The sequence below is a fragment of the Paenibacillus sp. J31P316 genome (assembly GCF_056269105.1).
Genome location: NZ_JBWDNI010000018.1, coordinates 53,350 through 77,287 on the forward strand (window position 1 = coordinate 53,350; position 23,938 = coordinate 77,287).

Genomic DNA, 23,938 nt, shown 5'->3' on the forward strand with positions numbered 1-23,938 from the left:
ATTAAGCCAATCCGGCAGCCGTATAAACCTTATCGAATCCGGCTTTGGAACGCTTCAGCAGCGCTTCCGGCGCATCGGTCGGCGCTTCCGCCGTCAAAATCTCCTGCGTGACGGAGCCCTTGTAGCCGATCGCGTTCAGCGCGCTCAGGAAACCGGCCAAGTCGATGACGCCTTCGCCCGGGTAGAGGCGTCCGTTATCGAGAACGTCTTCCACGGCCACGTTCGGCGCGTCGTTGATGTGGACATGAACGATCCGATCCGGCGTCAGCGCTTCGATATCCGCAAGGCCGTGACCGTTCGTATACCAGTGGTACGCGTCGAACAGCAGGCCGACGTTCGGCTCGCCGATCGCATCGATCCAGTCCAGCGTTTCCTGCAGCGTCCACAGGAACGGGTTGGCCCATGCGGTACGCAAGTGATGCGGGCCGACGAATTCAAGGCCGAGGCGGATGCCGTATGCGCCGAGAATTTGCGCGCATGTGCGCAGTCTGCGCGTAGCGAGCACTGCGAAATGCGACGCTTTATAGTCCGTCGCCGGCAGCACGTACGTGCAGCAGCTTCGGCAGCCAAGCGCCGCGGCAGCGGCAGCTTCTTCGGCCAGCTTGGCCAGTCCGGCGCGGAAGGATTCTTCCGATGCGCGCCATTCCACCGACAAGCCGATCGATCCGATCGTTACGCCGCTGTCCGCGAGCAGCTTGCGCGCGCCTTCGAGGCCGTTGCGGTCGATCAGGCCTTTCGCATCGATATCGACGGTTTGAAATCCGTATTCGCCGGCAAGCGCGATGAAACGTTCGTCGCTGCCAATCTCGCCGAGCCCGGCGCGGGATAATCCTTTTAGCATCAATAGTCAACCTCCGTTTATGATAGATTCCAGTCTAGCTTCACTTCATGGCCGGTACGGGACGATTCGTAGATCGCATCCAGTACCAGATTGTTCGTAAATCCTGACAGTGCCGACGTGATGGGCTGTTTGCCCGTCAAGATGCAGTCGAGGAAATGCCGGCTGAGGCGAAGACGCTCGTTCTCGTCGTTCTCCGGCCGGGCAAGCACCGTTTCCATCGGCTTGTCGAACTTCTCCGTCATCAGCTTGCCGGTTGCGCCGCGGTAGCTGGCGCCGCCTTCCGTGCCCATGAGGTGCACGAACGGCGTATTGTCCGTATCCATGTGAACGGCCCAGCTCACTTCGAGCGTCAGCGTGCTGCCGTCTTCCATTTTGATCATGGCCGTAGCCAAATCCTCGACATCGTAGATGCCGTTCCAATTCGGCTTGCCCCATGTGCCGATCCCTCTGCGCTTCGGACCGAATTCGGCGTACGTGGAGCCGAACACCGAAACCGGCTTCGGATTGCCCATCAGATAGAGGGCGAGATCCAGCATATGAACGCCGATATCGATCAGCGGTCCGCCGCCGGATTGATCCATGCGCGTGAACCACGTGCCCCAGCCCGGAATGCCCTTGCGGCGGAACCAGCCCGTCTTGGCATTGTAAATTTTGCCGAGCTCGCCGCGGTCGATCTGTTCCTTGATTTGCATCGGAACGGATTCCCAGCGCATCTGATGCCCGACCATGACGACTTTGTCGGTCTTCTCGGCCGCTTGCAAAATTTGCTTGGCCGCCGCCGCGTTGATGCCCATCGGCTTCTCGAGCAGCACATGCTTGCCAGCCTCGATCGCTTGAATCGCAAGATCCGCGTGATACTGATTCGGCACGCCGATGATCACGGCATCGACATCGGGGCTTTGAATAAGCGCCTCCGGCGACTCCGGCACGGCCGGGATGCCGAACTCTGCAGCGCGCTGCTCCGCCAACGGGAGGTAAAGGTCCGTAATGGACGTAATTTCGCATGCGTCGCGCAGCTGCGAAAACTGCGAAGCGTGAACGCTTCCAATATTGCCTGCGCCAATAATACCGATCCGAACAGCCATTTCCCCATCTTCCTTTCCGAAGACCAAGCGTGATGACGTATCTACCCGTATCTATGATAGAATAGTCCGTAGTAAAAAGCTTGTCTCATATTTCGAAAAACGTCCCATTTCTTCGGAGGACTTACCAAGCATGACTCATTTTCCGGATTATTTGAAAACGTATCCGAACGTCGATACCTCTTTTCCTCTTCATATCGACATCCATGCCCTGCCGCGCGGTTTCCGGGCACATCGCCATGACTTTCTCGAGCTGTCGTATGTCATCGCGGGCAAAGGCTCCGAAGTCGTCAATAACGTCAAGCATGAAATGGTCCCGGGCACGTTCACGTTCGTTCAGCCGTACCAAGTCCATGAGCTGTTCACGGATCCGGGCAGCACGCTTCAGTTATACAACTGCATGTTCAGCATGGATCTGCTGATGGATGCCGCAGGCCAGGGAGACGGGCTGGCGGAGCTGATCGAACCGAGCGCGCTGCCCCCTTACACGACGTTCACCGGTGCCATGGCGGAGCGGATGCGATTCCTCATCGACGATATGATGCGCGAGTACAAGGGGAACGAGCCTTGGCGGCTGGCGCTTCTGCAGGCCCGCCTGAAGGAGCTGCTCGTCTGCTTCGACCGTGAGCGCAGGAAGCAGCTGCCCGCCGAGGAGTCGCCGCAGGCCGCAGTGAAGCCTAGATCGTCCGTATGGCCCATCATCCACCATATCCACCGTAATTACCAGGAGGATATCACGCTTACCCAGCTGTCCGAGCGGTTCGGCATGAGCGCGTCACGAATCAGCGAGGTGATCAAGGAGAAAACCGGACAGACGTTCGTCCATTTCCTGCAGGACCTCCGGCTTCGGCATGCGAGCTCCTTGCTCATCTCGACCGATTTCAGCGTCGTCGAGGTCGCGCTCGAAGTCGGCTTCGGTTCCTACAAAACCTTTGCCAAAATCTTCAGGGAACGCAAAGGTTTGGCCCCCCTTGCTTACCGTAAAGCAAAAAGGTCTGTGTAGGCGGTCTACGCCTGGAAGCCTGGAAGCCTGGAAGCCTCCAAGCCGGCCCTCTGCGGGGAGCAATACTTGCTTCCCTTTCGCTTCTCATTTCCCGAATATATTCCGTTTCGCAATGACTCAACCTATTGCGTTCTTTGATTTTTACTTTGACATTCACTTTCACTATCACTTTTCACTATCACTTTCACTTTCACTTTAGTTTCAAATTCACTTTAGTTTCAAATTCACTTTAGTTTCAAATTCACTTTTCACTTTACTTGAAACGGAGGCTTCGGTCGTGACAGAAGTTGTTTCGGAGTGGGCGGAGTCCCGCTTTCCCATCTATACGGCTGACGGCATCGAGTCGCTCTACAGCTCCTCGAACAACCCGGTCCATCAGATGAACTCGGATGCGACGGCGCTTATTGTCGTTGCCGGCGGATCGGGCACCCTCAGGATCGACGATCAAATGTTCGACCTCGCCGAAGGAAGCGTCGTCCTTCTCCCCGCCCGCAGCCAAGCCGCGCTCCTGGCTAACCGGGGGCGTCCGATTCACGCGTACCGGCTCTCGATCGGAATCCGCGAACCCAGTCTTCTGCAGGAAGGCGCCATGCCGCAGCGCAGCGAAGTCGCCGCCAGCTCGGAGCCGCACTTCTTTCCGCACGAACCTGCGATCGCGGCCGACGTGGAACAGTTGTACGTTCACCGCTCCCCCGTCAGCGAATCTCGGCATCTGCGAAACCAGATCCTCTTCCACCGCGTCCTGCTGCAGCTGCTGCAGCTGCTGGAGAGGCTGGAGACCGGATACGTTGCCGGGGAACATCCGTCCATGGAGCGCAGCATCGCATACCTGGAGAATCATTATCGCGATAAAATCACGCGCGAGCAGCTAGCCGCGATGGCCGGCGTCAGCCAATCCCACTATTCGATCCTGTTCAAGCAGCTGACCGGCTTTACTCCCAACGAATATTTGTCCCGGCTGCGCGTTCACCGGGCCAAGGAGCTCTTGATCGGCGGATCGGGCACGCTCCGGGAGATTGCGCAGAAAGTCGGGTACAAGGACGAATTTTATCTCAGCCGCCGCTTCAAGCAGCAGACGGGGATGGCTCCTTCAAGCTTCGGCCGCGAACCGGTCCGCCGGGTGGCCGTGCTCCTTGCTCCTTACGCGAGTCATCTGCTCCTCCTTGGAATCGAGCCCACCGTCACCATCTCGGAAAGCGGCGAGTACGTGAACGCCGCCGGTGTCCGAGCCCCGCAAACGATGCTGTTCTTGAATGCCAATCACGCCGTCGAGCAAGTCAATTCGGTCCTGATCGATAACGAGGTCGAGTTGATCATCGCGGCGAACCAGCATATGCAGCGTTACGGGCTGCATCCCGGACATTTGCGGGCCGCAGCCCCGATCGCTGAAATTTCGTGGATGGATATGGGCTGGAAGGAGCATCTGCGCCTGATCGCGCGGGCCGTGCAGCGGAGCGATCTCGCCGAGCAATGGCTGGTCGAATTCGAACGAGAGGAACGGGAGGCCCGTTCCCGGATCAAGCAACTTGCCGCGGCTCATGAGACTTTTACGATTCTAGTGATGAAACCGGGGGCACTGCTCGTGTACGGAGCGCGCAACGTCGGCTGCGTGATCTATCTATCGCTGGGCCTTCATCCTCCCGCCAAGATTCGCGAGAAAATAGAGACGCTCGGGGAGCGGTTCCACTCCGTTCCGATCGACGTATCCGAGCTTATGGATTATGAAGGGGATCGCCTGCTCGTCATCCCGTATCCCGATGCCAAGGGCTCTACCGCACATGCCGAAGCGATATTCGGTTCGCCTTATTGGAGCAATCTTGCCGCCGTGCGGCGCAATCGCGTCCACCTGCTCGACCTGGACGAATGGATTCCTTACAACCCCGTATCGATTCGAGCGCAGCTCCACCGCGCCGTTGCATTGTTTTGCGATTGACTAATAATCCAAGCCCAATTCCAAACAAAAAGGCATGGCCCACCGTCTCTCGGCTCCCTATAATAAGGGATGTAATTGAGAATGATTTTCATCATCAAGGGGCATGCCTTTAATTGGAGAGGGAGAGACATACGTTATGAAAAAAATTTTTATTCCGTTCGTTCTGATCTTGGTGCTCGCTTTGAGCGCTTGCGGGGGCAACAACAACGCGCACAACACGGCCACTAACACGGACTCGTCGAATGCGGCCAACGCACCTGCGGCGGATTCGTCCAACAACGCGGCTGACACGCCTGCAGCGGATTCGGCATCCGACACCTTCGTCTATCAATCCGAGAGCGGACCGGTTGACGTGCCGACTCACCCGCAGCGCGTCGTCGTGCTGACGAGGTTCTTGACGGGCAACGTCATGCTGCTCGGCGTGCCGGTCATCGGCGCGGACGAAATGTCCAAGGACAATCCGAATTTCAAAGACAAGCTGAAGGATGCCGCCTTGGTATCGGACGAAAGCATCGAGAAAATCGTCGAGCTGAACCCGGACCTGATCATCGGACTGTCCGATATTAAGAACATCGATAAATTCAAGCAGATCGCGCCTACCGTTACGTATACGTACGGCAAAGTCGATTTCTTCACGCAGCAGCTGGAAGTCGGCAAGCTGTTGAACAAAGAAACGGAAGCCAAGGCTTGGGTGGAGGATTTCAAAGCCCGCTCGACAAAGATCGGCGAAGAAATCAAAGCCAAAATCGGCGCGAACGCGACGGTCTCCGTCATCGAGACGTTCAATAAGCAGCTTTATGTCTATGGGGACAACTTCGGCCGCGGCACCGAAATCCTCTACCAGCAATTCAAGCTCGGCATGCCCGAGAAGGTGAAAGAAGCGACGAAGACGGACGGATACTTCGCGTTATCGACGGAAGTGCTGAAGGATTATTCAGGCGACTATGTCATCTTCAGCAAGGACGCCGATGAAGACAACTCGTTCCAGCATACCGACACGTACAAGAACATTCCGGCTGTCAAAAATAATCATGTGTTCGAAGCCGATGCCAAAACGTTCTACTTCAACGATCCGCTCAGCATGGAATTCCAGCTGGAATTTTTCAAGCAGCATTTCCTCGGAGAATAACTGCAGGTATCGTAAGCCGCATACCGGCAATTCAGTATAAAGAAGGGGCACTCCCAAAAGCCGGCAGGCTTAGGGATGGCCCCTTCTTGCGGTGCTAGACCCGGTGCAGCTTCCGCCCCTTCTCCTCCTTGACGGTCTGCCACAGGCGGCGCCATTCATGGACATCGGTCAGCACGCTCGCCGGATCCGACGCGCTGCGTACGGGGAAGGACGGCTGGAACGATCGGCCCGAATTCGCGCCTGTCTTGTGATAGCGCAGGTCGATGGACCAGCGAACGATGTCCGACCGATTGCCGATGCCCCGATGCGGCGTGTACTTGTTCATGATGACGAGACTGCCTTTCGGACATTCCGCGAGCACCGGCACCGCGTCCGGCAGCTTGTCGGGATCGATCATCGTTCCGCCTTCCGCGCGGTGATTGATATAGCCCTGCTTGAAGACGCGGGGCATCACTTCCATGCAGCCCGTCTCGGCCGTTGCATCGACGAGCGGCATCCAGAACGTAATAATCTCGGAGGCTTCGGAATCCGGCGTCGTAACGGCGCAATCCTGATGCCAGGGCACATTTTGAAAATAATCCGGCTCGTCGCCCGCCTGCTTGGCCGGCAGTTTCGCCCGCAGATGCTGAATCGGGTTGCAGCTCAGCTCGCTGCCGAGCAGGCATTCTACGACATCGAGCAGCTTCTCGTTGCCGAGATGCCGGAACATCGCCTCCCCGAGATAATGCTGGATATCGAAGCCTTTGCCGATTTCCCGGCACTGCGCGTGCAAGCTCGCGTAACGGCGTTCGAATGGCTCCCCCTCGTGAAGCGCTTGCAATTTGCCTTCCGCGAACAGCTTTCTCGCCCGATCATCGATCTCTTGTTCCAGCTCGTCGATAACCGGCTGAAGCTCTTCATCCGTCAACACCTTCGGTACGATCAAATAACCTTCCGTTTGAAAAGAAATGATTTGCTCGATCGTCAGCTGCATGCCTGCTTACCTCCAAGGATTCATGTGGTTTTGTTGCCCTGCCACTATGTTATCAGCAGCCTGGACCGCCTTGAAGATACAAAACAATCGGAGCTGCGGACGATCTTATCCTTTTCGATAATCGCTTGGCGCTCGTTTGCGGTGCCGACGGAATAAGCGGGCAAAATAGGACGGATCTTCATAGCCCAGCATTTCCGATATCGTGAATACAGGATAATCCGTATACAGCAGCAGCTTCTCCGCTTCCGCCATCCGGAGCGACTGCAGCTGCGCCATCGGCGTCATGCCGGTATGCGTTTTGAATACGCGGCACAAATAATTAGGCGTCCAATGGACCAGCTCGGCCAACTGCTCCAGATGAATGGTCTCGCCCAGATGGGCGGCCATATACCGCTGCAGCACTGCGACTTCTTTCGCTCCACCAACGCGACCCTGATCGCCCCTCGACGTGAGAAGCTGCCACAGCAGCTCCTCCACGCGCAGCAGCAAATCGGCCACCATAAGCGATCGATGCTCTTCCGTAACGAAGCGATTGCCGGGATCGAGCAGACGGTTGAAGCCCTCCAGCAGAAAAGGCTGCAGCTGTGCCGGCACGGCAATGGGCTCATCGCGGTATGCCTGCGGAACGGCAATGCCCCGCTTCTCTTCAAACCAATCGAAGAAGTTTTCGGTCTCGGGTTCCAACCTTTCGCCCCGGACGATGAAGGTGCATTCCAAATTATGCAGCGGATTCGCCTCGTCGCCGTGAAACTGATGCCACTCGTCCGGATTGATAATATACAACAGTCCAGGCAAAGCGCGCGTCTGGCGGTCGTTCACGAGAAATCGGCCTTCGCCGTCCGTAATATACATGACATGAAAGACGGGATGCCGATGGCGGCTGTTCAGCGTCCCTTTGCGGTTCTGCTGACGATCGGTCGTAATATGTTCAACGCGCAATGGTCGATCACGCATGAGTAGCCGAAATGTCATACGGATGCCTCCTGGTGGAAATAACATGGAAAACGCTTGCCTCTACGTTCATTTTACGCCAAGAAGAAAACGGCGAATAGACCGGAATGAACCATTCCGGCCTAACGCTATCGCGTAAACGACGTAAATTTGCGATTCCTATTGCTATGGCGCATGCCGCGCTCGTTATCCGTGGATTCGACCAAGGCGATTTTGGCTGTTCAGAGCCGGCGCGTTCTCGTCACGGCCGTTCCCATTCTGCTCGAGCGCGTGCAGCTGTTCTGTCAGCTCCGCGAACCATTCCTCGTCCCGAGTAGCAAGCGCGAGTTCAATCAAACTGCGAACCGCCTCTTCGTAGTCCAACACCTGCAGCGTCGGAACCTCACGCAGCCAGTGACTCGGTACCGCTGCCGTCGTGCCAACCGCTGCATCATGATCAGATTGAACGACATACACGCCTGCAGCAGTCTGCGTATCATTAATCGATGTGATAAATCCTTGGACAAGCTCTCCGTCTCTCGTTCTTCCTTGCACCCAATCACTGATTGCATAACGCATCGTCAGCACCACCCTTTCGAAATATAAAAAGACTTCGTCTACCTATAGCTGCCTTTCAAAACTGTACTTGAATCCATTACAGTATAGGCGAGAGAAGAGGACGTTTCGCAAGCAGTTGCTTGATCAGTCGTCCCGTTCCTTGTTACTGTAATTATAATTGTTACAGTTAATAATGTCAAGCAACTAACTAAAGTAAAGCGTGGTTTTGCAGATTGTCCAGCCAGCGCTTTATACCGCCCGCGCCACGCCGACGCGTCCCGAGAAGAACGTCGCTCCTTGACCCATATCCGCGACACGGTCGGGCGTCAGCGCATTCACGACCGCCTTACGCTCCGTGCCATCCGCCCACAACCCTTGGCTGACGACGACGCCTGGCAGCACATCTTCCCCGACCACGGCCGTCAGCTCGCATTCGCCGCGTCCATTCCATACCCGAACCGCATCGCCGTCTTGAATGCCAAGGCTGTCGGCATCCGCAGCATTCATGTACAGCTTGGGGCTCTTCTCCATCGCCACATGCTTCCCGTTGTGGGAGAAGGTCGAGTTCAGGAAGTTATGATTGACCGTCGGTATGAAGAGGAACGGATACGGACCGTCATCCACAAGCGGCACATAGGTCGGCAGCGCAGGGAAACCTTGCCGCTCCATGGACGCGGAGTACAGCTCAATTCGTCCGCTGGGCGTACGAAGCTTACCTGGCAGGATCGGCTTGACGTCGGCTTTGGCAAATTGCTTCTCCTGGAGAAGCGCGGCGGTAATGCCATGCAAATTAGGATTGTTCGGATTGTCGAGCGCTTGCCCGATCATGGCGAGATCGCTGTCTTGCAGCGCTTCGTCTTCATAGCCCATCGCTTGCGCCAGCATCCGGAATACGTCCGTGTTGGACTTGCTTTCGCCGTAAGGCGCGATAACCGGCTCTTGGATTTGCAAATAATGATGCCAATAGGACGAATACAGATCCGTATTCTCGAATGCGGACGTCGCCGGCAGCACGATATCCGCGTACATGGCCGTTTCGGTCAAGAACAGCTCATGCACGACCGTGAACAAATCGTCTCGGGCAAGCCCCACTCTCACTTTGCCTGCTTCCGGTGCGACGACCGCCGGATTCGCGTTATAGACGTACAACGAAGAGATCGGCTGTTCCAGCTCCAGCAGGGCGCTGCCGATGAGATTCATATTGATGGATCGCGGGTGAGCCGCATCCTTCGGTTTCAGATTGGAGCGCTCGAGCGCACTGCGGTTCAAGGCTAGATGACCGCCGTTGCCCTTGATGGCGCCGCCGCCCTTCTTCAGCCACTGTCCGGTCAGCGCCGGCAGGCAGGAGATGGTCCGGGTCGTCATGCCGCCGTTATCGTGATGCTGCGGTCCGTTGCCAATTCGGATGAATGCTGCCCCGTCGACGTCCCCATACATCCGCGCCAGACTGACAATATCCTCGGCCGGCACGCCGGTGATGGAGGACACGGTCTCCGGCGTGTAGGCTTTAACATGCTCCCGGAGCTCTTCATATCCGACGGTATATTGCGCCATGAACGCTTCGTCCGCCAAATGCTCGGCGAACAGGACATGCATCATGCCGAGCGCCAGCGCGGCATCCGTTCCCGGCTGAATCGGAATGAACCAATCTGCCCACTTGGCAGTCCGGTTGCGATGCACGTCGATGACGACGACTTTGGCGCCGTTCTTGCGCGCTTTCTCCGCAAGCGTAACCTGATGCATGTTCGTGCTGACCGCATTGACGCCCCACATGATGATCAGCTTGGCATGAACCGTATCCTCGGGATCTATGCCGTAGCTGCCGCCCATCGTAAATCCGTACCCTACAGTGCCTGCAGCCTCACAGATGGAATAAATCAATCGGCTTGCGTTCATCCGGTTGAAGAAGCGCCGGCCCATCCCTTCCGTATTGATTCGGCCCATGTTGCCGTAGAAGCTGTAAGGCAGGATCGATTCCGGTCCTTCTTCCGCGATCAGCTTCTTCCAGCGGGAGGTCATCTCGTCGATCGCCTCCTCCCAGCTGATTCGCTCGAATTGACCGCTGCCCTTAGGTCCGGTCCGCCGGAGCGGGTACTGCAGCCGCTTCTCGTCGTAGATCCGGGCGGTCATGTTGCGGACTTTATTGCATATCGCCCCTTGCGTTACGGGATGCGACGGGTCGCCTTCAATCTTCACGATCTTATGATCTTGCTTATGAATGAGGAGACCGCACTGGTCGGGACAATCCAAGGAGCAAACGGACGGGAATACGCCGTTTGCCTGTTCTGTGTAGCTGCTCATGCCGTCTCTCCTTCCCCATCTTCGCGCTTTCGATAGTTTCAGTATAAGGGATTGACCACGCTCACGACAAACCGTCACGAGTCTCTTACGTATCGGCCAGGTCTGGAAAAAACAAAAAAAGTCTACCGGACCGTAGGGTCAGGCAGACTTTCTGTCATGATTACGATGATTTCAAGCCTGTTTCCAAATATGCCACTTGCTCCGGGGTCAGGGTCAGATCGCCCGCCGCACAGCTTTCCTTCACATACTCCGGCTTCGTCGCCCCGATAATCGGGAACACGGGGAACGGCTGCGAAGTCAAGTACGCGAGAGCTATCGCGGAACCGGTCGTACCCAGCTCTGATGCAAGTGACTGCACGCGGTCCAGCCGATCGAAGCTGGATTCGTTGAAATAATGGCGAGCTACCGTAGAGGCGCTACCTTGGTTCCCTGCTTCAAGGCCACGGGCGTATCGGCCGCTGAAGAAGCCGTTCGCCTGCGAGGAATACGGGATCACGGTCAATCCCGTCTCCTCGTAATAACGCTTGTCCGACTCCGACATCGCCACCGTCGTCTTGTCCCCGATCGAGTCGGGGTTGAGCACCGCAAGATTCCATAACGGCTGACTCGCGACAAACGGCGTAAGGCCGTTGGCGCTGGCATATGCCTGAGCTTGAGCGATACGCTCCACGGTCCAGTTGGAGCAGCCGATGCTGCGGATTTTGCCGGCTTGGACCTGCTCATGCAGCGCATCCATGATCCCGTCAACCGGTATCGAAGGATCGTCGCGGTGCAGCCAATATAAATCGATATAATCCGTTTGCAGCTGCGCCAAGCTCCGATCGACGTCCGCAACGATATCGTTCTTTCCGAGCCTTCCGATATGCATCGTAGCCAAATCCGGATGTCCGCCCTTGGTAGCGAGCACGAGCTGCTCGCGGTTGCCGCGTTCCTTCAACCACTTGCCGATCCGGATTTCCGTCAAGCTTACGCCTTTATTCAGCCAATCGTCATAAACGAGCGCCGTGTCGAAGAAGTTACCTTCCAGTTCGACGTACAAGTCGAACAGCCGAAACGCGTCCTCCTCCGACATGCCGCCGCCGAAGCCGGCAGTCCCCATAACGATGACTGCGGCATTCAGATCGGTGCCCGGTATTGTTCTGTACTGCATGTTCACAATCCCTCCCGTTCAATCGGTCTAGTTCATGATGCACAACCAACAATTGCCTCTTCATGATGACATACTCAGGAGGGACCGGCAATTTATTTCGTTCGGGTCGCGTTGCGTCCGTTATTTCGTATCCGACGCGCTTCCGTCTTTATTAGGCAGATACGTCACGTAGCTGTCCGATAGATTCAGCAGCTTCAGCGCACGCTCGTACTGCGATTCCGTCACAGGCGTCGTCTCGGTTTCGCCCGGCAGCGGGAAGTTCGTGCCGTCCTCGAACCCTTTGCCCGGCAGGAACACGCTCTCGTCCGAAATAAACGAGCCAGACGGGAGGAAATGCCGCATCGGCAGGACATTGGACGTTTGGTTGAACAAATCCTGACCGAAATGAATTTGGTTCGACGTCGATACGCCAAGCAGGTTCGTCACGGTCGGCAAAATATCGATCTGGCCGCCGACATCGTGCTGCACGGACGGATACGTCACGCCAGGCACGCTCAGGATCAGCGGAATGCGGAACATATCGGGATAGCCGTATTCATGTCCCAGCATGTCCTTCAGCATATCTTTCTCGTCCCCGCTCAGCGAGTATATCGGAAGCCCTTGATGGTCACCATACATAACAATGATGCTGTCATCCCAGAGTCCGCTGTCTTTCAAACCTTGAATGAAAGAGCCGAGGGCATAATCCGCGTAGTTTTGCGCATGGATATAGTTGCCTACCAGCGTGCCTTCCATGTTTTCGGGCAGCGTCATTTTGTATTTCGATTCCGGAATATGATACGGGTGATGCGCGCTCATGGAAATGACCTGTGCGTAGAACGGTTTATCGGATTGATCCATTCGCACCAGCTCCGGAATCGTCTTCTCGTACAGCACCTCGTCGGAGGAGCCGAACGCGATGTGATCCTCGTCGCCGTAGAACTTCTGGTCGTAATATTTGTCCCAGCCGATTGCCGCGTACAGGTTGTTCCGATTCCAGAAATGAACCTCGTTCGTATGGAACGTCGCCGTATCGTAGCCGTTCGCGTGAAGCAGTTTGGGCAAGCTAGGCAGCGCCTTGTCGACGTAGGTATCCGTCGCCGCTTCGTGATGCGGAACGTACAGCGACGTATTCACGACATACTCGGCATCGGACGTCGTGCCTTGGCCGACCATCGTATAGAAGCGATCGTAGTGGAAGGTTTCCTGAACCAGTTTGTTCAAGTTCGGCGTTACTTCCTGACCGTCGATTTTCAAGCCAATCAAGAAATCCTGGAAGGATTCCATCTGCAGGATAATGAGATTCTTGCCTTTGGCGGCACCGAAGTTTTTAGGCGCCGTTGTTTGCTGCACGCCTTTAAGCGCGTCGATATTGGCTTGCGTAATTTGATCCATCGGCTGGACAACGTCCTTCTCCGTGGAATCCGAGAGAAGCGTGAACACCTCGTAATTGAGGATGCCCATATCCGCGGCTTGCTTGTTCTCGTTCATGCTTGCGCGGTTCGGCCAAACATTGAACACGCAGACCATCAGCGAAGCGATGATCATGGCATACAGCGTTGCTTTTCGGGCAGGACGAACGCTTCTGCCGACCGAATACGTATTCTGGTACTTCTTCTTTCTCTTCTGCCAGAACATAACGACCGCCAATATGATGACGTCGACGAAGAACAGCAGGTAGTACGGATCCAGCAGGGAGTACGTGCTCTCGCCTACCTTCGTTACTTTATCGGCTTGATGGAGCGCATGATACGTAACGATAACGCCATAATATTTGTAATACATGACGACCGTGAAATAGAGCAGCGTAATTAACAAATCGGATATTAAATAATAAAGTGCTTTCCGCTTCGAAGCGAACAGCTCGAGGCAGCAGAATACGATCCATATGAACGGAAGTTCCGTAACGATCGTTTCCCATGAGAATCCGATGTCGAACACGACATACATGACGAGGCTGCCTTTAATTAACAAGAGCAGCGTGAACAGCAGAAAACGCCGGCTTAACAGATTAGACCAAAACATCCCTTTCATCACCTTCATGACTTTGATTGTGAAGCCCCTCGGACCTGTGCTGCAGATCGTACGAAACTTCTTAAGTATACTTCCGATTGATAGACGACGGGTCAGCTGAAACGAAGAAGAAGAAACGGCTGCCGCCGCCCTCCCGGGCAGCGTAGCGAGTTTCTTCCAATGAACCCTTGCCGCGTACGAAGCCTCATGCGGCGTTTCATGCGCACAGCTGATTATCTCTCCGTCACGTCTGCCAGAGACTGACCGTGAAATCGACCATTTCTTCCAAGTAGGCCGAAACATCCGGCTCCGACACTACTTTAATGCCGATAATGGAGCTGAAAATATACTGCATCCACATCGACAGCAATTGGCGGGCCGCCAGCGTGAAATTCATGGATCGAATTTCTCCCTTGGCATGCCTGCGCCTTAAGAAGTCGGCGATCGATTCTACCCGCTCGGACATCATGACGGACAATTGCTTCGCTTCCTCCAAATCTAGCAGATCGTTCTCGCGGAACAAAATACGCATGAGGTCGAGATCGTCGAGAAACAATTCATAGATCTTCTTCATGACGACGAGCAGCGCTTCGCGAAGCGGAAGATGTTCGATCGTCTCATGCGTTAGCTGTTTGATTTCGAGGACGCGATGCTCAAAACTTTCCCGCAGCAGAACAGACATGATCTCTTGCTTCCCGCCGGGAAAATAATGATAGAGAATGCCATCGCCCTTCTGAATCTGTCTCGTGATCGCACGAACCGGAGTTCCGTGATAGCCCATCTCGGCGAAAAGATTTTTAGCGGTATCTAGTAACTTCTCTCTGGTTGCGACTGCTTGTTCTTTTCGACTGAGCTGCGCCATTTCCGTTACCTCCAGCTTTCGTTGAACGATCGTACAGTGAGAAGTATAGTCCCGGCCCGCTCGTTCTGTCAATCCTTAAGATGACGGTCACCGCAGACTCGATCCGCCGTCTACCGTCAGCACTTGGCCGGTCACGTGCAGACTCATCGACGAAGCCATGAAGATCACGCTGTCCGCAATGTCCTGCCCCGTCTGAATGCGCCCCATCGGCAGCCGCGCGGAAACGTCGGCGAACAGCTTGTCGGGGTCGACCCCTTCGGCTCGCAATCTCGACGTCTCCCCTTCCGATGCAACCCAGCCCGGCTGTACGCAGTTGACGCGAATGCCGTGCTTCGCAAAGCCTTTGGCCAAATTCCTCGTCAGCGTAATCAGGCCGCCCTTGGATACCGCATACGCCATCGCCGCAGGCTCGCCGCTTCTGGCATGCGTAGAACCGATGTTAACGATGCTCCCGCCGCCTTGCACGATCATCCCGGGCACGAACGCCTGACACATCATGTAGGCTCCCTTCAAGTTAATACCCATCAATCGCTCCCAGAACGCTTCATCCGTATGAAGAAGATCCGCCCGCGGAAAAATACCCGCATTGTTGACGAGCGCATGAACCGGCCCGTGCTTCGCCTTTACTTCAGCTGCCAGCGCCTGGATGTCGTCATAGCTGGATACGTCGCAGCGAACAAAATACGCTTCATGACCTGCTTCGCACAGCTGCCGCGCGGTCCCGACGCCTGCCTCGTCTACGTCCGCAATGACGGGTCGTGCGCCGAACTGCGCGAATCGCTCCACGATGGCTCTGCCTATACCTTGGGAGCCGCCGGTTACGATCACCAGCTTGCCGGCGATGTCGATTCCCATCATCGCGACTTCACATCCCTCTGAGAAGCCGCCTCGTACGCAATGCCCGGAATTTGCGTCGCCAGCTTGCCGCCGCTGACGTCGATCATCGTACCGGTAATGTAAGCGGCCAGTTCCGACGACAAGAAGCAGATCAGATTCGCTACATCTTCCTTGCTTCCCCAGCGGCGAAGCGTCAGCGTATCGAGCAGACGATTCTGACGTTCCTCGCTAAGCTCCGCGAAGTGATTCATATCGGTCGGAATCATTCCCGGGGAGTAGCAGTTGACCGTAATGTTCCAAGGCCCGAGCTCTCCGGCCAGCACGCGCGTGAACTGTTTGACCGCCGCCTTGGAGGAGGCGTACGCGGCACTTCCGTAAGAAGGGATGATCGCGGCAAACGAAGCCGCATTCAGAATTCGTCCCTGCTGCTGCGCTTTCATGATCGGGGCTACGGCTTTGCACATCAGGAAAGTACCCTTCAAATTGATGTCCAGGTTCGCATCCCACACGTCTTCGCCCAGCGTTTCCACGATGCCGCCGCTCGCTACGCCGGCGTTGTTGACCAAAATATCGATGCGGCCGAATAGCTCGCTCACTTCCCGTACAACTTCCAATACGCGGCTGCCATCCCGAACGTCGCAAATATATTGCGCGCCTTCGTAACCGCGCTCCGCAAACAGGTCGCCAAGCTCGGCCAGCTGCTCCTGGCGGATATCCAGCGCGACCGTCTTAACCCCTTCCCGGGCAAGCGTCAACGCGATTTCCCTGCCGATTCCTCTTCCCGCTCCGGTTACGATCGCTACTTTTCCGTTCAAATCGATGATCATAAGAACGCCTCCTCGGATTCGCTCGAATCGACTTCCTCTAACAGAGACTGCATGTAAGCGATGCTTGAACGGAGCTGTGAACGTTCGTACGCGATCACGTCGCCGGGCGCCGCTTCGCGCTCATGCGGCGTCCGCCAATCCGCTGCGGGCTTGCTGTTCGCGCGGACGAACCGCAGCAATTCAACCAGCTGCCGAGCGGAACGTTCCGGATACGCCGGCCAATAATCGTCGGCGAGCACGCGGATATGACGCGCTTCCAGCGCGCCGATCTCGATCGACATCGGCAGGTCCGGCATTCCGGATCGACGGAACAGCGACACCAAAGCCGGAAAATCGACCACGCCTTGTCCCAGCGGACAGCGGACGAGCCGATAACCTTCTTCGCTTGGATAGATCCAATAGTCCTTGAGATGCACGTTCTTGATATACGGCGCGATCCGACGGGCAAATTCGACGGGTTCTTCCGCGGTCGCAAGCGGGTTGCCGGTATCGAGGGTGAGGCCGAAATTCGGGGAAGCGATGGACTCGCACAGCCAGAGCAGCTCCTCGGAGGCGAGATCCTGGTGATTCTCCAAGGCGATCGTCACGCCTTCGCGCTCGGCGATACGGACAGCCGCCGTCAGCCCTTCCCGCACTTCCTTCATGAAGGCTCCCCAGCTCCCGGCTATATGCCGACGGTCGCCGCCGATTCGCGCCCCTCCAGCTACAGTTCGCACGATCCGTGCCCCGCTCGCTGCCGCAAGCCGGCACGCTTCCCCCAGCTTGGCGGGGTCATAGCCGCCGGATGCGACCGCTACGTAGAACCCCTTCTCCCGGGTCAGCTCGGCGATCGCCGGAAGATCGGAAGCGGCAAGAATGCCTTCCGGTAGCTCGACGCCTTGCAGATTGGCGCCGAGCGACCAGGCAATGACGCTTTCCGCGGTCAGAGCAGGCTTTCCCGAACGGGGATGGAGCCCCATCGCGTACGTGGTGCCGTACATGGATAGACCGATACGCATACCGTTCACTCCTTTTGTATGGATAAGATCGATGATCAAATAATCGAACCGGAATGCTTGTCTTTATTTCGCCGTCCAGCCGCCGTCGACGGTGAGCGCCGCTCCCGTCATGAAGCTGGATGCGTCGGAGGCCAGATAGAGAATCGGGCCAGCGATCTCCTCCGGCCTGCCCCAGCGGCCGAGCGCGATCTGATCGATGAAGAACCGATTCGCCTCCGGATTGGACATGACGACGGTGTTCAGCTCCGTCGCGATCGGGCCCGGGCAAAGGGCGTTGACCGTAATGCTCCAAGGCGCGAGCTCGAGCGCAAGTACCTTGGTCAGTTGGATAACGCCGCCCTTGCTGGCGCAATACGCCGAGCGCTCCGGCAATCCAACGGCGCCCAACATGGACGCGATGTTAATGATGCGGCCGTGCTTCTGTTCCTTCATGATCGGCGTTACGGCACGCGCGCACAGATAGGGCGACTTCAAATTCGCGTTCATGACGAGATCCCAGCTGGCTTCGTCGTACTCCTCGATCGGTTTGCGGATATTCATGCCGGCGTTGTTGATCAGAATATCGATACGGCCGAATCGCTCCATGACCGCATTGACCATAGCCGCCGCGCCGCTGGCGGAAGCGATGTCGGCTTCCAGCGCGAACGCTTCCGCTCCCGTCTCTTCCCGCAGGCTAAGCGCCGCTTCTTCCGCTCTTGCGAGCGTCCGGCTCGTCAGCACGACCGCCGCCCCGGCGCCCGCAAGCGTCTGAGCCATGATAAATCCGAGACCGCCCGCGCCTCCCGTAATTACGGCGACTTGACCGTTTAATTGAAACAATCGCTGTACGTTCATTGTGATATCCGCCCTTTCGTACGCTTGTAAGAGAATGCGCTTACATGGTACCATTCAGCTATCCGCTTGGATTTACATAAAAAGGATCGTTTTTTGGATTTTTCCGTAAATCTGCCAACGGTGGTGACGTCTATGGATATACCTTCCTATTCCATTCCAAAGCCTTCCGCGCTGCGTGATTTATCGCCGGTCATCCACTGGGCCCAACATCATGTCCGTACGCCCGCTTATCAGTGGAACCGGCGTATTTACGATTTCGAGCTGCTCTTCGTCAAGCATGGCGAGATTCGCGCAACGATCGGCGGAGAGGCGTATCTTGCCCGATCGGGCGCGCTGATCGTGCTCCCGCCATGGGAGCCGCATGTCGTCGAGGTCCGTTCGGAACCGCATGCCGAGCTGATCGGAGTCCATTTTGATTTTTTCGACGGCGCTCCCGCCAGCCACAACATTATCGTAGACGAACAGCAGATCAATCCGCTCGCCTTCAGCGCGGTCCCTTATCTGCAAGAAAAGCCGCTCCTGCCCGATTATCTGTATCCCGTCGTCTCCGGGCGGATCGTGTCGCTGCTGGAAGGCATCGTGCAGGAATGGAACGAGCGGCGACCCGGTTACGATGCAGCCTGCAAGGCGATGCTGCTGCATCTCTTCACGCTGCTGGTCCGCCACGGGAACGAAGCCGGTCGCCAGCCGCTGCCCAAATACGAGGAGCGGCTGTACGCGTTGGCGGAGGAAATCCGGCAGCATTGCAGCCGCAACTGGACCTGCGCCGAAATGGCCAAATACGTGCTTGTCCACGAGGATTACATGAGCCGGCAGTTCAAAGCGCTGATGGGCGTCGGGCCGAACAAATTCGTTCAGTCCATCCGCCACCAGGAAGCGAAGCGGCTGCTGCGCGAAACCGATCATACGATCGAATGGATTGCCGGCGCGATCGGCTACGAGGACTTTCATTATTTCAGCCGGATCTTCAAGCGCTGGGAAGGGATGAGCGCGCTGCAGTTCCGGAAGTTGGCGCGCATGATCTAAGATCGAAAGCCGCGGTTCACGGGGCTTTGGAGCATAGGCTTTGGTATACGGTGCTTTGGAGCATAAGCTGAGGAACACGATGCTCTGGAACATAGTCTGTGGAGTACAGTGTGCCAAGCAATGCAGCTACTAGTACGATATGTCCGCAAAGCACTGCATAGCCCAAAAAGCCTGCCTCGATTGCTCGAGGCAGGCTTTTTTTCGGAAGTTTGCTTCTAATAAAGGTAACGGTCGCCCCGGACGGGATGCCGGGAACAACCATAAAGCTTAGCATGGGATGGGCTACAACTGAATAGTCGTGCCGCAGGCATGAACGCGCACGCCGCTCATATCGCCCCCGAGCACATCAATTTGAGGGACCAGGCTACCGCTGATCGGATCAATGGCCTGCCTGTATACGCCCCAGCCTTTGCCGGTGCTCCAGAACGTAGTATACGCTTCGTCCGACGTCGCGGGCTTAAACGACATCGTACCTGCCGCCATATCGAACTCGAAGCCAGCAAACGCGATCAACAGCCCCCAGCTCGACATCGACCTGGCGTAATGGTGTCCGCATTCCACTTCGTTCCACGGATTGCGCCGGTAGCCGTCCTGCCGGTCTCGGACCGCTTTCACGATCGTCAGCCCCTCTTCGACGAAGCCCTCGTAAACGAGGTTCGTCGCGACCTGATATTCGATGCCGGTCCACACCTCGTCCGAGTAAACGAACGGCAGCTTCGGCCGGCCGCCGTTCGGCCAGGAGCAGAGCACGAGTCCCTGCTCGTCATGAAGCGCGTACACCCGCTGGCAGTTCACGTGATCCTTGAAATCCTGTTTGAAATTGTGCCTGAATATGGCTTGAATCGCGCTCTTGAGCCGATCCTCTTCCATTAGATGGCCCAGGCCGTACAGATGGGCCAGCTGCTGGCCCAGCAGCTGGTCCGACAGACAACCGATGCCGTGCTGGTATTTGTGCGCATTCACGTCGTCCAGCACCTGCACGAAATATTCGCCGTTCCACGTCAGCTCGCTGAGCCGCTTGGCACTGGACGATGCCGTGCGGCCGTAACGTTCCGCTGCTTCTTGGTCGCCAAGGCCGCCGGCCATCGCTTCGCCGGCTCTCAATGCGCCGAGCAGCATAATCCCCGTCAGCGGATTCGGGCCGTAGAATTCGATGTCGTACGTATTGTGCTGCTCGCCTTCCATAACGCCGTCTCCGTCGTGATCCCAATGGATGAGGGCGTAATCCAACGCCAGCTTCACGTTAGGCCACAGCTCCCTCAGAAACTCGGTATCGCCGGAGAGCTTCCATTCCCGGAATACCCGCATGACGGCGCCAAGCTGCCCATCCGCGGCAGCCGGTCCGGTATAGCCGCCCCAGCGCCATTCGCAGTTAAACATGCTCATGGCACGGAACGCCATTTTGCCGGATGCGTCGACCTCCTCCATAAACTCGACGCGGCGCATCGTCCGCTCGAGCGACGGATACAGGAAGGCCAGCGTCTGCTCGTAATTCCATACATGCGTACAGCTGCCCTCGCAAGAGCCTTCGTCGTCGAAGGTGCCTTCGAAGCCGAGGAATTTGCCGTTCTCGAGCCAGAAGCAGGTCGTGCTGCGAAGTACGGGCATATTGCCGGCCAACGCGTCGATGACATAGCCGGGCAGCGTCGTGCCGAACAGCGCGTCCCGGAACGCGATCGTCCGCCCGCGTAACTGATCCAAGTTATTCAGCAGGTAAGCGCCCGCTTCCCACGCGCTGCCGAAGCGCGTTGCGTAATGGTTGCGGATCGTCTCATGACCGGGCCGGGTATCCATGACACGGTCGTACCAGCCGTTGATCCGGTTCGGAAAGTACCAGGACAACGCGAATTGAAATTCCTTCGTCTCGCCGGGCAAGAGCGTTTCGATGATGCCCAGCGAGCCGGTATCCGTCTTATGCTCCTCCGACGGCGTCTCGTAGCCGAGATCCGTCAGTCGGCCGTCTTCGGTGAAATCATCCCAGAACTCCTGCAGAAAATCATACCAGGCGCCGCGCAGCCATGCCCGTTTGACCGTCAGGCTCGCGTTGGTTGTCTGAAGCGCCAGATTGCCGTAGTTCAACTCCCCGGCTGCCCATTTCTCGGAGGACAGCACCAGTCCTGATACATCTGCATCTTGACGGAAGGCATTCACGTTCTGGCCGCACGGCATCTGATGGTGCAGGTTGCCGAACTTGTCGTACTTCAAGCCGCCCACGGGATTGATCAGCGAGCCCGCGATCACAACCTCTGCAGGACGGTCGCTGGCGTTCGTGACCCGATACGTCAGCGATGCCGCGGGGATGCCTGAATTCTCCGGGTCGAGCGGAATCATCGGCGTGAACGCCTCCAGCTCCACATGAACCGGCAGGTCACCGTCGCGGAAGACGACGCGCGCCATCGGATACGTGCCGATCAGCTCGGATTCATCCAGCCGAGGCAGTCCGGCACCCGTAAGCGGATGATAGCCGTGCGAGAGCGCATGCGGCGGGAGCAGCTTCGATTCCAGCACTTTGGCAACGGGCTGACGTCCCTCCTGTTCGACGCGAATAGCGAAGAACGTATTCGGCATGTAGGTGCCCTTGGCCGGAAGATTGAAAATTTCCCAGTCCCTCAGCTCGCCTCGGCTGCCGAGGGAGATGTTGCCCGTACCGATGCCGCCGAGCGGAAAGCGCGCTTCCTTCGCCGCTCCCGGGTACGTGCGCTGACTATTGTCCGTATAAAGCCGTTCTTTCGATCCGATCATGAGAACACCGTCGCTTTCCGCATGAATAGTCAATTCGGAATCATCTAAGCTTCGATAGTCAGGCCAGCTAGCTAGCCAGCGTTACCCGACCCGGCTATACGCCGTTTAACGATAAAGCGGTCCCAGCGTCTGGCATGCGCGGAAATCCGCGCCGACTGGATCCATGCCGCCGAAAGCGCTCCACATGCTCGGGCGGAACACGCGGTCGTCCGCCACGTTATGCATGCTGACGGGAATACGCAGCATCGAAGCGAGCGTGATGAGCTCTCCGCCGACATGTCCGTAGCTGACAGCCGCATGGTTGGAGCCCCAGTTGTTCATGACGGCGTAGACATCCTTGAACAGGCCTTCTCCTGTCAAATTCGGGACGAACCAGGTCGTCGGCCACGTCGGGTTGCTGCGTTGGTCCAGCTTGTCGTGCACGTCGTCCGGCAGCTCGACCGTGTAGCCCTCCGCCAATTGCAGCACCGGTCCAAGGCCCGCCACCAGATTGATGCGCGCCATCGTCACCGGCATGCCGCTTCGCGTCGTGAAGTCCGTCGAGAAGCCGCCGCCGCGGAAGAAGTCGACCGCAGGACTCCACTGTGTAGCCTCCAGGCAGTCCGTCATCTCCTGTTCCGTGATATCCCAGAACGGTTTCATCGCCGGCTGGCCGTCGATTGTCTGGCGTCCCGTCGCGTCGAGCGCCGCAGGACCGGAGTTGATCAGATGGATGATGCCGTTCGCGGCACGGCCTTCCAATTCGTGACCGGTTACCCGTCTAACCGCGTCCGGGCTCCAATAGGTCCGTACATCCGCGAAGATTTGCGCGGCGTTCGTCAGCAGGTGGCCGAACAGCATGGTAACGCCGTTCAGCGTATCGTTCTCCGTCGCCAGCATGAACGGCTCGCGGATGCCGTTCCAGTCGAAGGAAGACGTCAGAATCGCCTCCATGAAATCGCCGTTCGGGTAATAGTCCGTCCATGCGCGCTGCCCCTGGAAGCCGGCCGCGATGGCGTTATGGCCGAATGCCTCCTCGCCGTAGCCGATCTCGTTCAATTTGGGATTGCCGATCATCAGATCGCGCGCGATGAGCGCCATTTTGACGACCGTTTCCCATTCGCCCGCCTTCTGCTCTTCCGTACGCTGCAGATGCTCCGGATTAACCTCGGCGCCCTCCTTGCAGTTCGCCTTCACCCAATCCAAGGCACGCTCGTATTCTGCTTGATCATAGATGCCGAGTCCCATGCGGCGCACGAACTCCGTCATGTCCACGTATTCATTGCGAATGCCCAGGTAGCGCTGGAAGAACGACTCGTCGACGATGCAGCCCGCGATCCCCATCGACACGGAGCCCATCGAGAGATAGGACTTCCCTTGCATCGTGGCGACGGCGAGCCCTGCTTTGGCGAATTGCAGCAGCTTCTCCCGTACGTCGGGCGTAATGGTCGTATCGCCGATATCCTGCACGTCACGGCCGTAAATGGAGAACGCGGGAAGCCCCTTCTGATTATGGGCGCTCAGCACGGCGGCCAAATAAACGGCGCCCGGACGCTCCGTACCATTGAAGCCCCAGATCGCTTTGGGTCTCGTCGGATGCGTGTCCATCGTTTCCGTCGGGTAGCACCACGATGGCGTTACCGAAATCGTCAAGCCAACGCCGGCCCGCGCGAATTTCTCCTCAGCCATTGCCGCTTCGGCTACGCCGCCGATGCAGGTGTCAGCGATGACGCATTCTACGGGCAGCCCGTTGCTATGCTTGATGTTTTCCGTCAGGAACGCAGCTGCGTTCCGTGCCATCTCCATCGTTACGTCCTCGAGCGATTCGCGGATCCCGCCGCGGCGGCCGTCGATTATCGGGCGGATGCCAATCTTGGGCAGGCTGCCCTGAAGCCGGTTGCCAATGTGCATGTTCATGTTCAAATCCCTCTTTCGCTTGGA

Annotated in this window: 19 protein-coding genes; 4 read left to right on the forward strand and 15 right to left on the reverse strand. The window is 57.1% G+C overall.

Features of this window, described 5'->3' with window-relative positions; genetic code table 11:
• Nucleotide 1 precedes the first annotated feature (1 nt).
• Both AC0YNU_RS28500 and AC0YNU_RS28505 read right to left on the reverse strand, forming a co-directional pair.
• Entirely contained in the window at nucleotides 2–841 is an 840-nt protein-coding gene (locus AC0YNU_RS28500; protein WP_475762651.1) for a sugar phosphate isomerase/epimerase family protein, read from the reverse strand.
• Nucleotides 842–858: 17 nt separating this feature from the next.
• Entirely contained in the window at nucleotides 859–1,926 is a 1,068-nt protein-coding gene (locus tag AC0YNU_RS28505; RefSeq protein WP_475762653.1) for a Gfo/Idh/MocA family protein, read from the reverse strand.
• A gap of 130 nt (nucleotides 1,927–2,056) precedes the next feature.
• Here AC0YNU_RS28505 and AC0YNU_RS28510 point away from each other — a divergent pair, with 130 nt between their 5' ends.
• From AC0YNU_RS28510 to AC0YNU_RS28520, 3 genes are all read left to right on the forward strand, one after another.
• Complete coding sequence (locus AC0YNU_RS28510; RefSeq protein ID WP_475762655.1) at nucleotides 2,057–2,926, forward strand: helix-turn-helix domain-containing protein; 870 nt, start codon at nucleotides 2,057–2,059, stop codon at nucleotides 2,924–2,926.
• A gap of 277 nt (nucleotides 2,927–3,203) precedes the next feature.
• The gene (locus tag AC0YNU_RS28515; protein WP_475762657.1) at nucleotides 3,204–4,859 is read left to right on the forward strand and encodes a helix-turn-helix domain-containing protein; all 1,656 of its coding nucleotides are present in this window, start codon (nucleotides 3,204–3,206) and stop codon (nucleotides 4,857–4,859) included.
• Between the two features lie 136 nt (nucleotides 4,860–4,995).
• On the forward strand, nucleotides 4,996–5,988 hold the full coding sequence (locus tag AC0YNU_RS28520; RefSeq protein WP_475762659.1) for an iron-hydroxamate ABC transporter substrate-binding protein: 993 nt from the start codon (nucleotides 4,996–4,998) through the stop codon (nucleotides 5,986–5,988).
• A 94-nt stretch (nucleotides 5,989–6,082) separates the two neighbouring features.
• Here the strand turns inward: AC0YNU_RS28520 and AC0YNU_RS28525 are convergent, their stop codons facing one another.
• The 11 genes from AC0YNU_RS28525 to AC0YNU_RS28575 form a co-directional block, all read right to left on the reverse strand.
• Complete coding sequence (locus AC0YNU_RS28525; RefSeq protein WP_475762661.1) at nucleotides 6,083–6,961, reverse strand: phytanoyl-CoA dioxygenase family protein; 879 nt, start codon at nucleotides 6,959–6,961, stop codon at nucleotides 6,083–6,085.
• A gap of 105 nt (nucleotides 6,962–7,066) precedes the next feature.
• Nucleotides 7,067–7,933, reverse strand: a complete 867-nt coding sequence (locus AC0YNU_RS28530; protein WP_475762663.1) for a helix-turn-helix transcriptional regulator — start codon at nucleotides 7,931–7,933, stop codon at nucleotides 7,067–7,069.
• A 165-nt stretch (nucleotides 7,934–8,098) separates the two neighbouring features.
• The gene (locus AC0YNU_RS28535; protein WP_475762665.1) at nucleotides 8,099–8,470 is read right to left on the reverse strand and encodes an IDEAL domain-containing protein; all 372 of its coding nucleotides are present in this window, start codon (nucleotides 8,468–8,470) and stop codon (nucleotides 8,099–8,101) included.
• Between the two features lie 228 nt (nucleotides 8,471–8,698).
• Nucleotides 8,699–10,750, reverse strand: coding sequence for a molybdopterin-containing oxidoreductase family protein (locus AC0YNU_RS28540; RefSeq protein ID WP_475762667.1), 2,052 nt, complete (start codon nucleotides 10,748–10,750; stop codon nucleotides 8,699–8,701).
• Nucleotides 10,751–10,910: 160 nt separating this feature from the next.
• Nucleotides 10,911–11,900 carry an aldo/keto reductase gene (locus tag AC0YNU_RS28545; RefSeq protein ID WP_475762669.1) on the reverse strand — a complete coding sequence of 330 codons (990 nt, stop codon included), beginning with the start codon at nucleotides 11,898–11,900 and terminating at the stop codon, nucleotides 10,911–10,913.
• A gap of 120 nt (nucleotides 11,901–12,020) precedes the next feature.
• Nucleotides 12,021–13,904, reverse strand: a complete 1,884-nt coding sequence (locus AC0YNU_RS28550; protein WP_475762671.1) for an LTA synthase family protein — start codon at nucleotides 13,902–13,904, stop codon at nucleotides 12,021–12,023.
• A 232-nt stretch (nucleotides 13,905–14,136) separates the two neighbouring features.
• Nucleotides 14,137–14,754: a TetR/AcrR family transcriptional regulator gene (locus AC0YNU_RS28555; protein ID WP_475762673.1), complete on the reverse strand. Its 618-nt coding sequence runs from the start codon at nucleotides 14,752–14,754 to the stop codon at nucleotides 14,137–14,139.
• Between the two features lie 87 nt (nucleotides 14,755–14,841).
• Entirely contained in the window at nucleotides 14,842–15,612 is a 771-nt protein-coding gene (locus AC0YNU_RS28560; protein ID WP_475762675.1) for an SDR family NAD(P)-dependent oxidoreductase, read from the reverse strand.
• Nucleotides 15,609–16,418, reverse strand: a complete 810-nt coding sequence (locus AC0YNU_RS28565) for an SDR family NAD(P)-dependent oxidoreductase (RefSeq protein ID WP_475762677.1) — start codon at nucleotides 16,416–16,418, stop codon at nucleotides 15,609–15,611. The genes AC0YNU_RS28560 and AC0YNU_RS28565 overlap by 4 nt, the downstream gene beginning before the upstream one ends.
• Nucleotides 16,415–17,416: a sugar phosphate isomerase/epimerase family protein gene (locus tag AC0YNU_RS28570; RefSeq protein WP_475762679.1), complete on the reverse strand. Its 1,002-nt coding sequence runs from the start codon at nucleotides 17,414–17,416 to the stop codon at nucleotides 16,415–16,417. Before AC0YNU_RS28570 ends, AC0YNU_RS28565 begins: the two co-directional genes overlap by 4 nt.
• Before the next feature lie 63 nt (nucleotides 17,417–17,479).
• Nucleotides 17,480–18,250, reverse strand: coding sequence for an SDR family NAD(P)-dependent oxidoreductase (locus AC0YNU_RS28575; protein WP_475762681.1), 771 nt, complete (start codon nucleotides 18,248–18,250; stop codon nucleotides 17,480–17,482).
• A 132-nt stretch (nucleotides 18,251–18,382) separates the two neighbouring features.
• On the opposite strand from AC0YNU_RS28575, the gene AC0YNU_RS28580 reads away from it, so the two are divergent.
• A complete protein-coding gene (locus AC0YNU_RS28580; protein WP_475762683.1) occupies nucleotides 18,383–19,276 on the forward strand; it encodes a helix-turn-helix transcriptional regulator in 894 nt (297 codons plus the stop codon).
• A gap of 282 nt (nucleotides 19,277–19,558) precedes the next feature.
• Here the strand turns inward: AC0YNU_RS28580 and AC0YNU_RS28585 are convergent, their stop codons facing one another.
• On the reverse strand, nucleotides 19,559–22,018 hold the full coding sequence (locus AC0YNU_RS28585) for a GH116 family glycosyl-hydrolase (RefSeq protein ID WP_475762685.1): 2,460 nt from the start codon (nucleotides 22,016–22,018) through the stop codon (nucleotides 19,559–19,561).
• Between the two features lie 105 nt (nucleotides 22,019–22,123).
• Nucleotides 22,124–23,908: an L-fucose isomerase gene (locus AC0YNU_RS28590; RefSeq protein ID WP_475762825.1), complete on the reverse strand. Its 1,785-nt coding sequence runs from the start codon at nucleotides 23,906–23,908 to the stop codon at nucleotides 22,124–22,126.
• Nucleotides 23,909–23,938 lie beyond the last annotated feature (30 nt).

What these genes read in the sequence shown, in the direction of transcription:
- AC0YNU_RS28500 (WP_475762651.1), bottom strand. Translation starts at nt 841, where the DNA reads ATGCTAAAAGGATTATCCCGCGCCGGGCTCGGCGAGATTGGCAGCGAC.
- AC0YNU_RS28505 (WP_475762653.1), bottom strand. Translation starts at nt 1,926, where the DNA reads ATGGCTGTTCGGATCGGTATTATTGGCGCAGGCAATATTGGAAGCGTT.
- AC0YNU_RS28510 (WP_475762655.1), top strand. Translation starts at nt 2,057, where the DNA reads ATGACTCATTTTCCGGATTATTTGAAAACGTATCCGAACGTCGATACC.
- AC0YNU_RS28520 (WP_475762659.1), top strand. Translation starts at nt 4,996, where the DNA reads ATGAAAAAAATTTTTATTCCGTTCGTTCTGATCTTGGTGCTCGCTTTG.
- AC0YNU_RS28525 (WP_475762661.1), bottom strand. Translation starts at nt 6,961, where the DNA reads ATGCAGCTGACGATCGAGCAAATCATTTCTTTTCAAACGGAAGGTTAT.
- AC0YNU_RS28530 (WP_475762663.1), bottom strand. Translation starts at nt 7,933, where the DNA reads ATGACATTTCGGCTACTCATGCGTGATCGACCATTGCGCGTTGAACAT.
- AC0YNU_RS28535 (WP_475762665.1), bottom strand. Translation starts at nt 8,470, where the DNA reads ATGCGTTATGCAATCAGTGATTGGGTGCAAGGAAGAACGAGAGACGGA.
- AC0YNU_RS28540 (WP_475762667.1), bottom strand. Translation starts at nt 10,750, where the DNA reads ATGAGCAGCTACACAGAACAGGCAAACGGCGTATTCCCGTCCGTTTGC.
- AC0YNU_RS28545 (WP_475762669.1), bottom strand. Translation starts at nt 11,900, where the DNA reads ATGCAGTACAGAACAATACCGGGCACCGATCTGAATGCCGCAGTCATC.
- AC0YNU_RS28550 (WP_475762671.1), bottom strand. Translation starts at nt 13,904, where the DNA reads ATGTTTTGGTCTAATCTGTTAAGCCGGCGTTTTCTGCTGTTCACGCTG.
- AC0YNU_RS28555 (WP_475762673.1), bottom strand. Translation starts at nt 14,754, where the DNA reads ATGGCGCAGCTCAGTCGAAAAGAACAAGCAGTCGCAACCAGAGAGAAG.
- AC0YNU_RS28560 (WP_475762675.1), bottom strand. Translation starts at nt 15,612, where the DNA reads ATGATGGGAATCGACATCGCCGGCAAGCTGGTGATCGTAACCGGCGGC.
- AC0YNU_RS28565 (WP_475762677.1), bottom strand. Translation starts at nt 16,418, where the DNA reads ATGATCATCGATTTGAACGGAAAAGTAGCGATCGTAACCGGAGCGGGA.
- AC0YNU_RS28570 (WP_475762679.1), bottom strand. Translation starts at nt 17,416, where the DNA reads ATGCGTATCGGTCTATCCATGTACGGCACCACGTACGCGATGGGGCTC.
- AC0YNU_RS28575 (WP_475762681.1), bottom strand. Translation starts at nt 18,250, where the DNA reads ATGAACGTACAGCGATTGTTTCAATTAAACGGTCAAGTCGCCGTAATT.
- AC0YNU_RS28580 (WP_475762683.1), top strand. Translation starts at nt 18,383, where the DNA reads ATGGATATACCTTCCTATTCCATTCCAAAGCCTTCCGCGCTGCGTGAT.
- AC0YNU_RS28585 (WP_475762685.1), bottom strand. Translation starts at nt 22,018, where the DNA reads ATGATCGGATCGAAAGAACGGCTTTATACGGACAATAGTCAGCGCACG.
- AC0YNU_RS28590 (WP_475762825.1), bottom strand. Translation starts at nt 23,908, where the DNA reads ATGCACATTGGCAACCGGCTTCAGGGCAGCCTGCCCAAGATTGGCATC.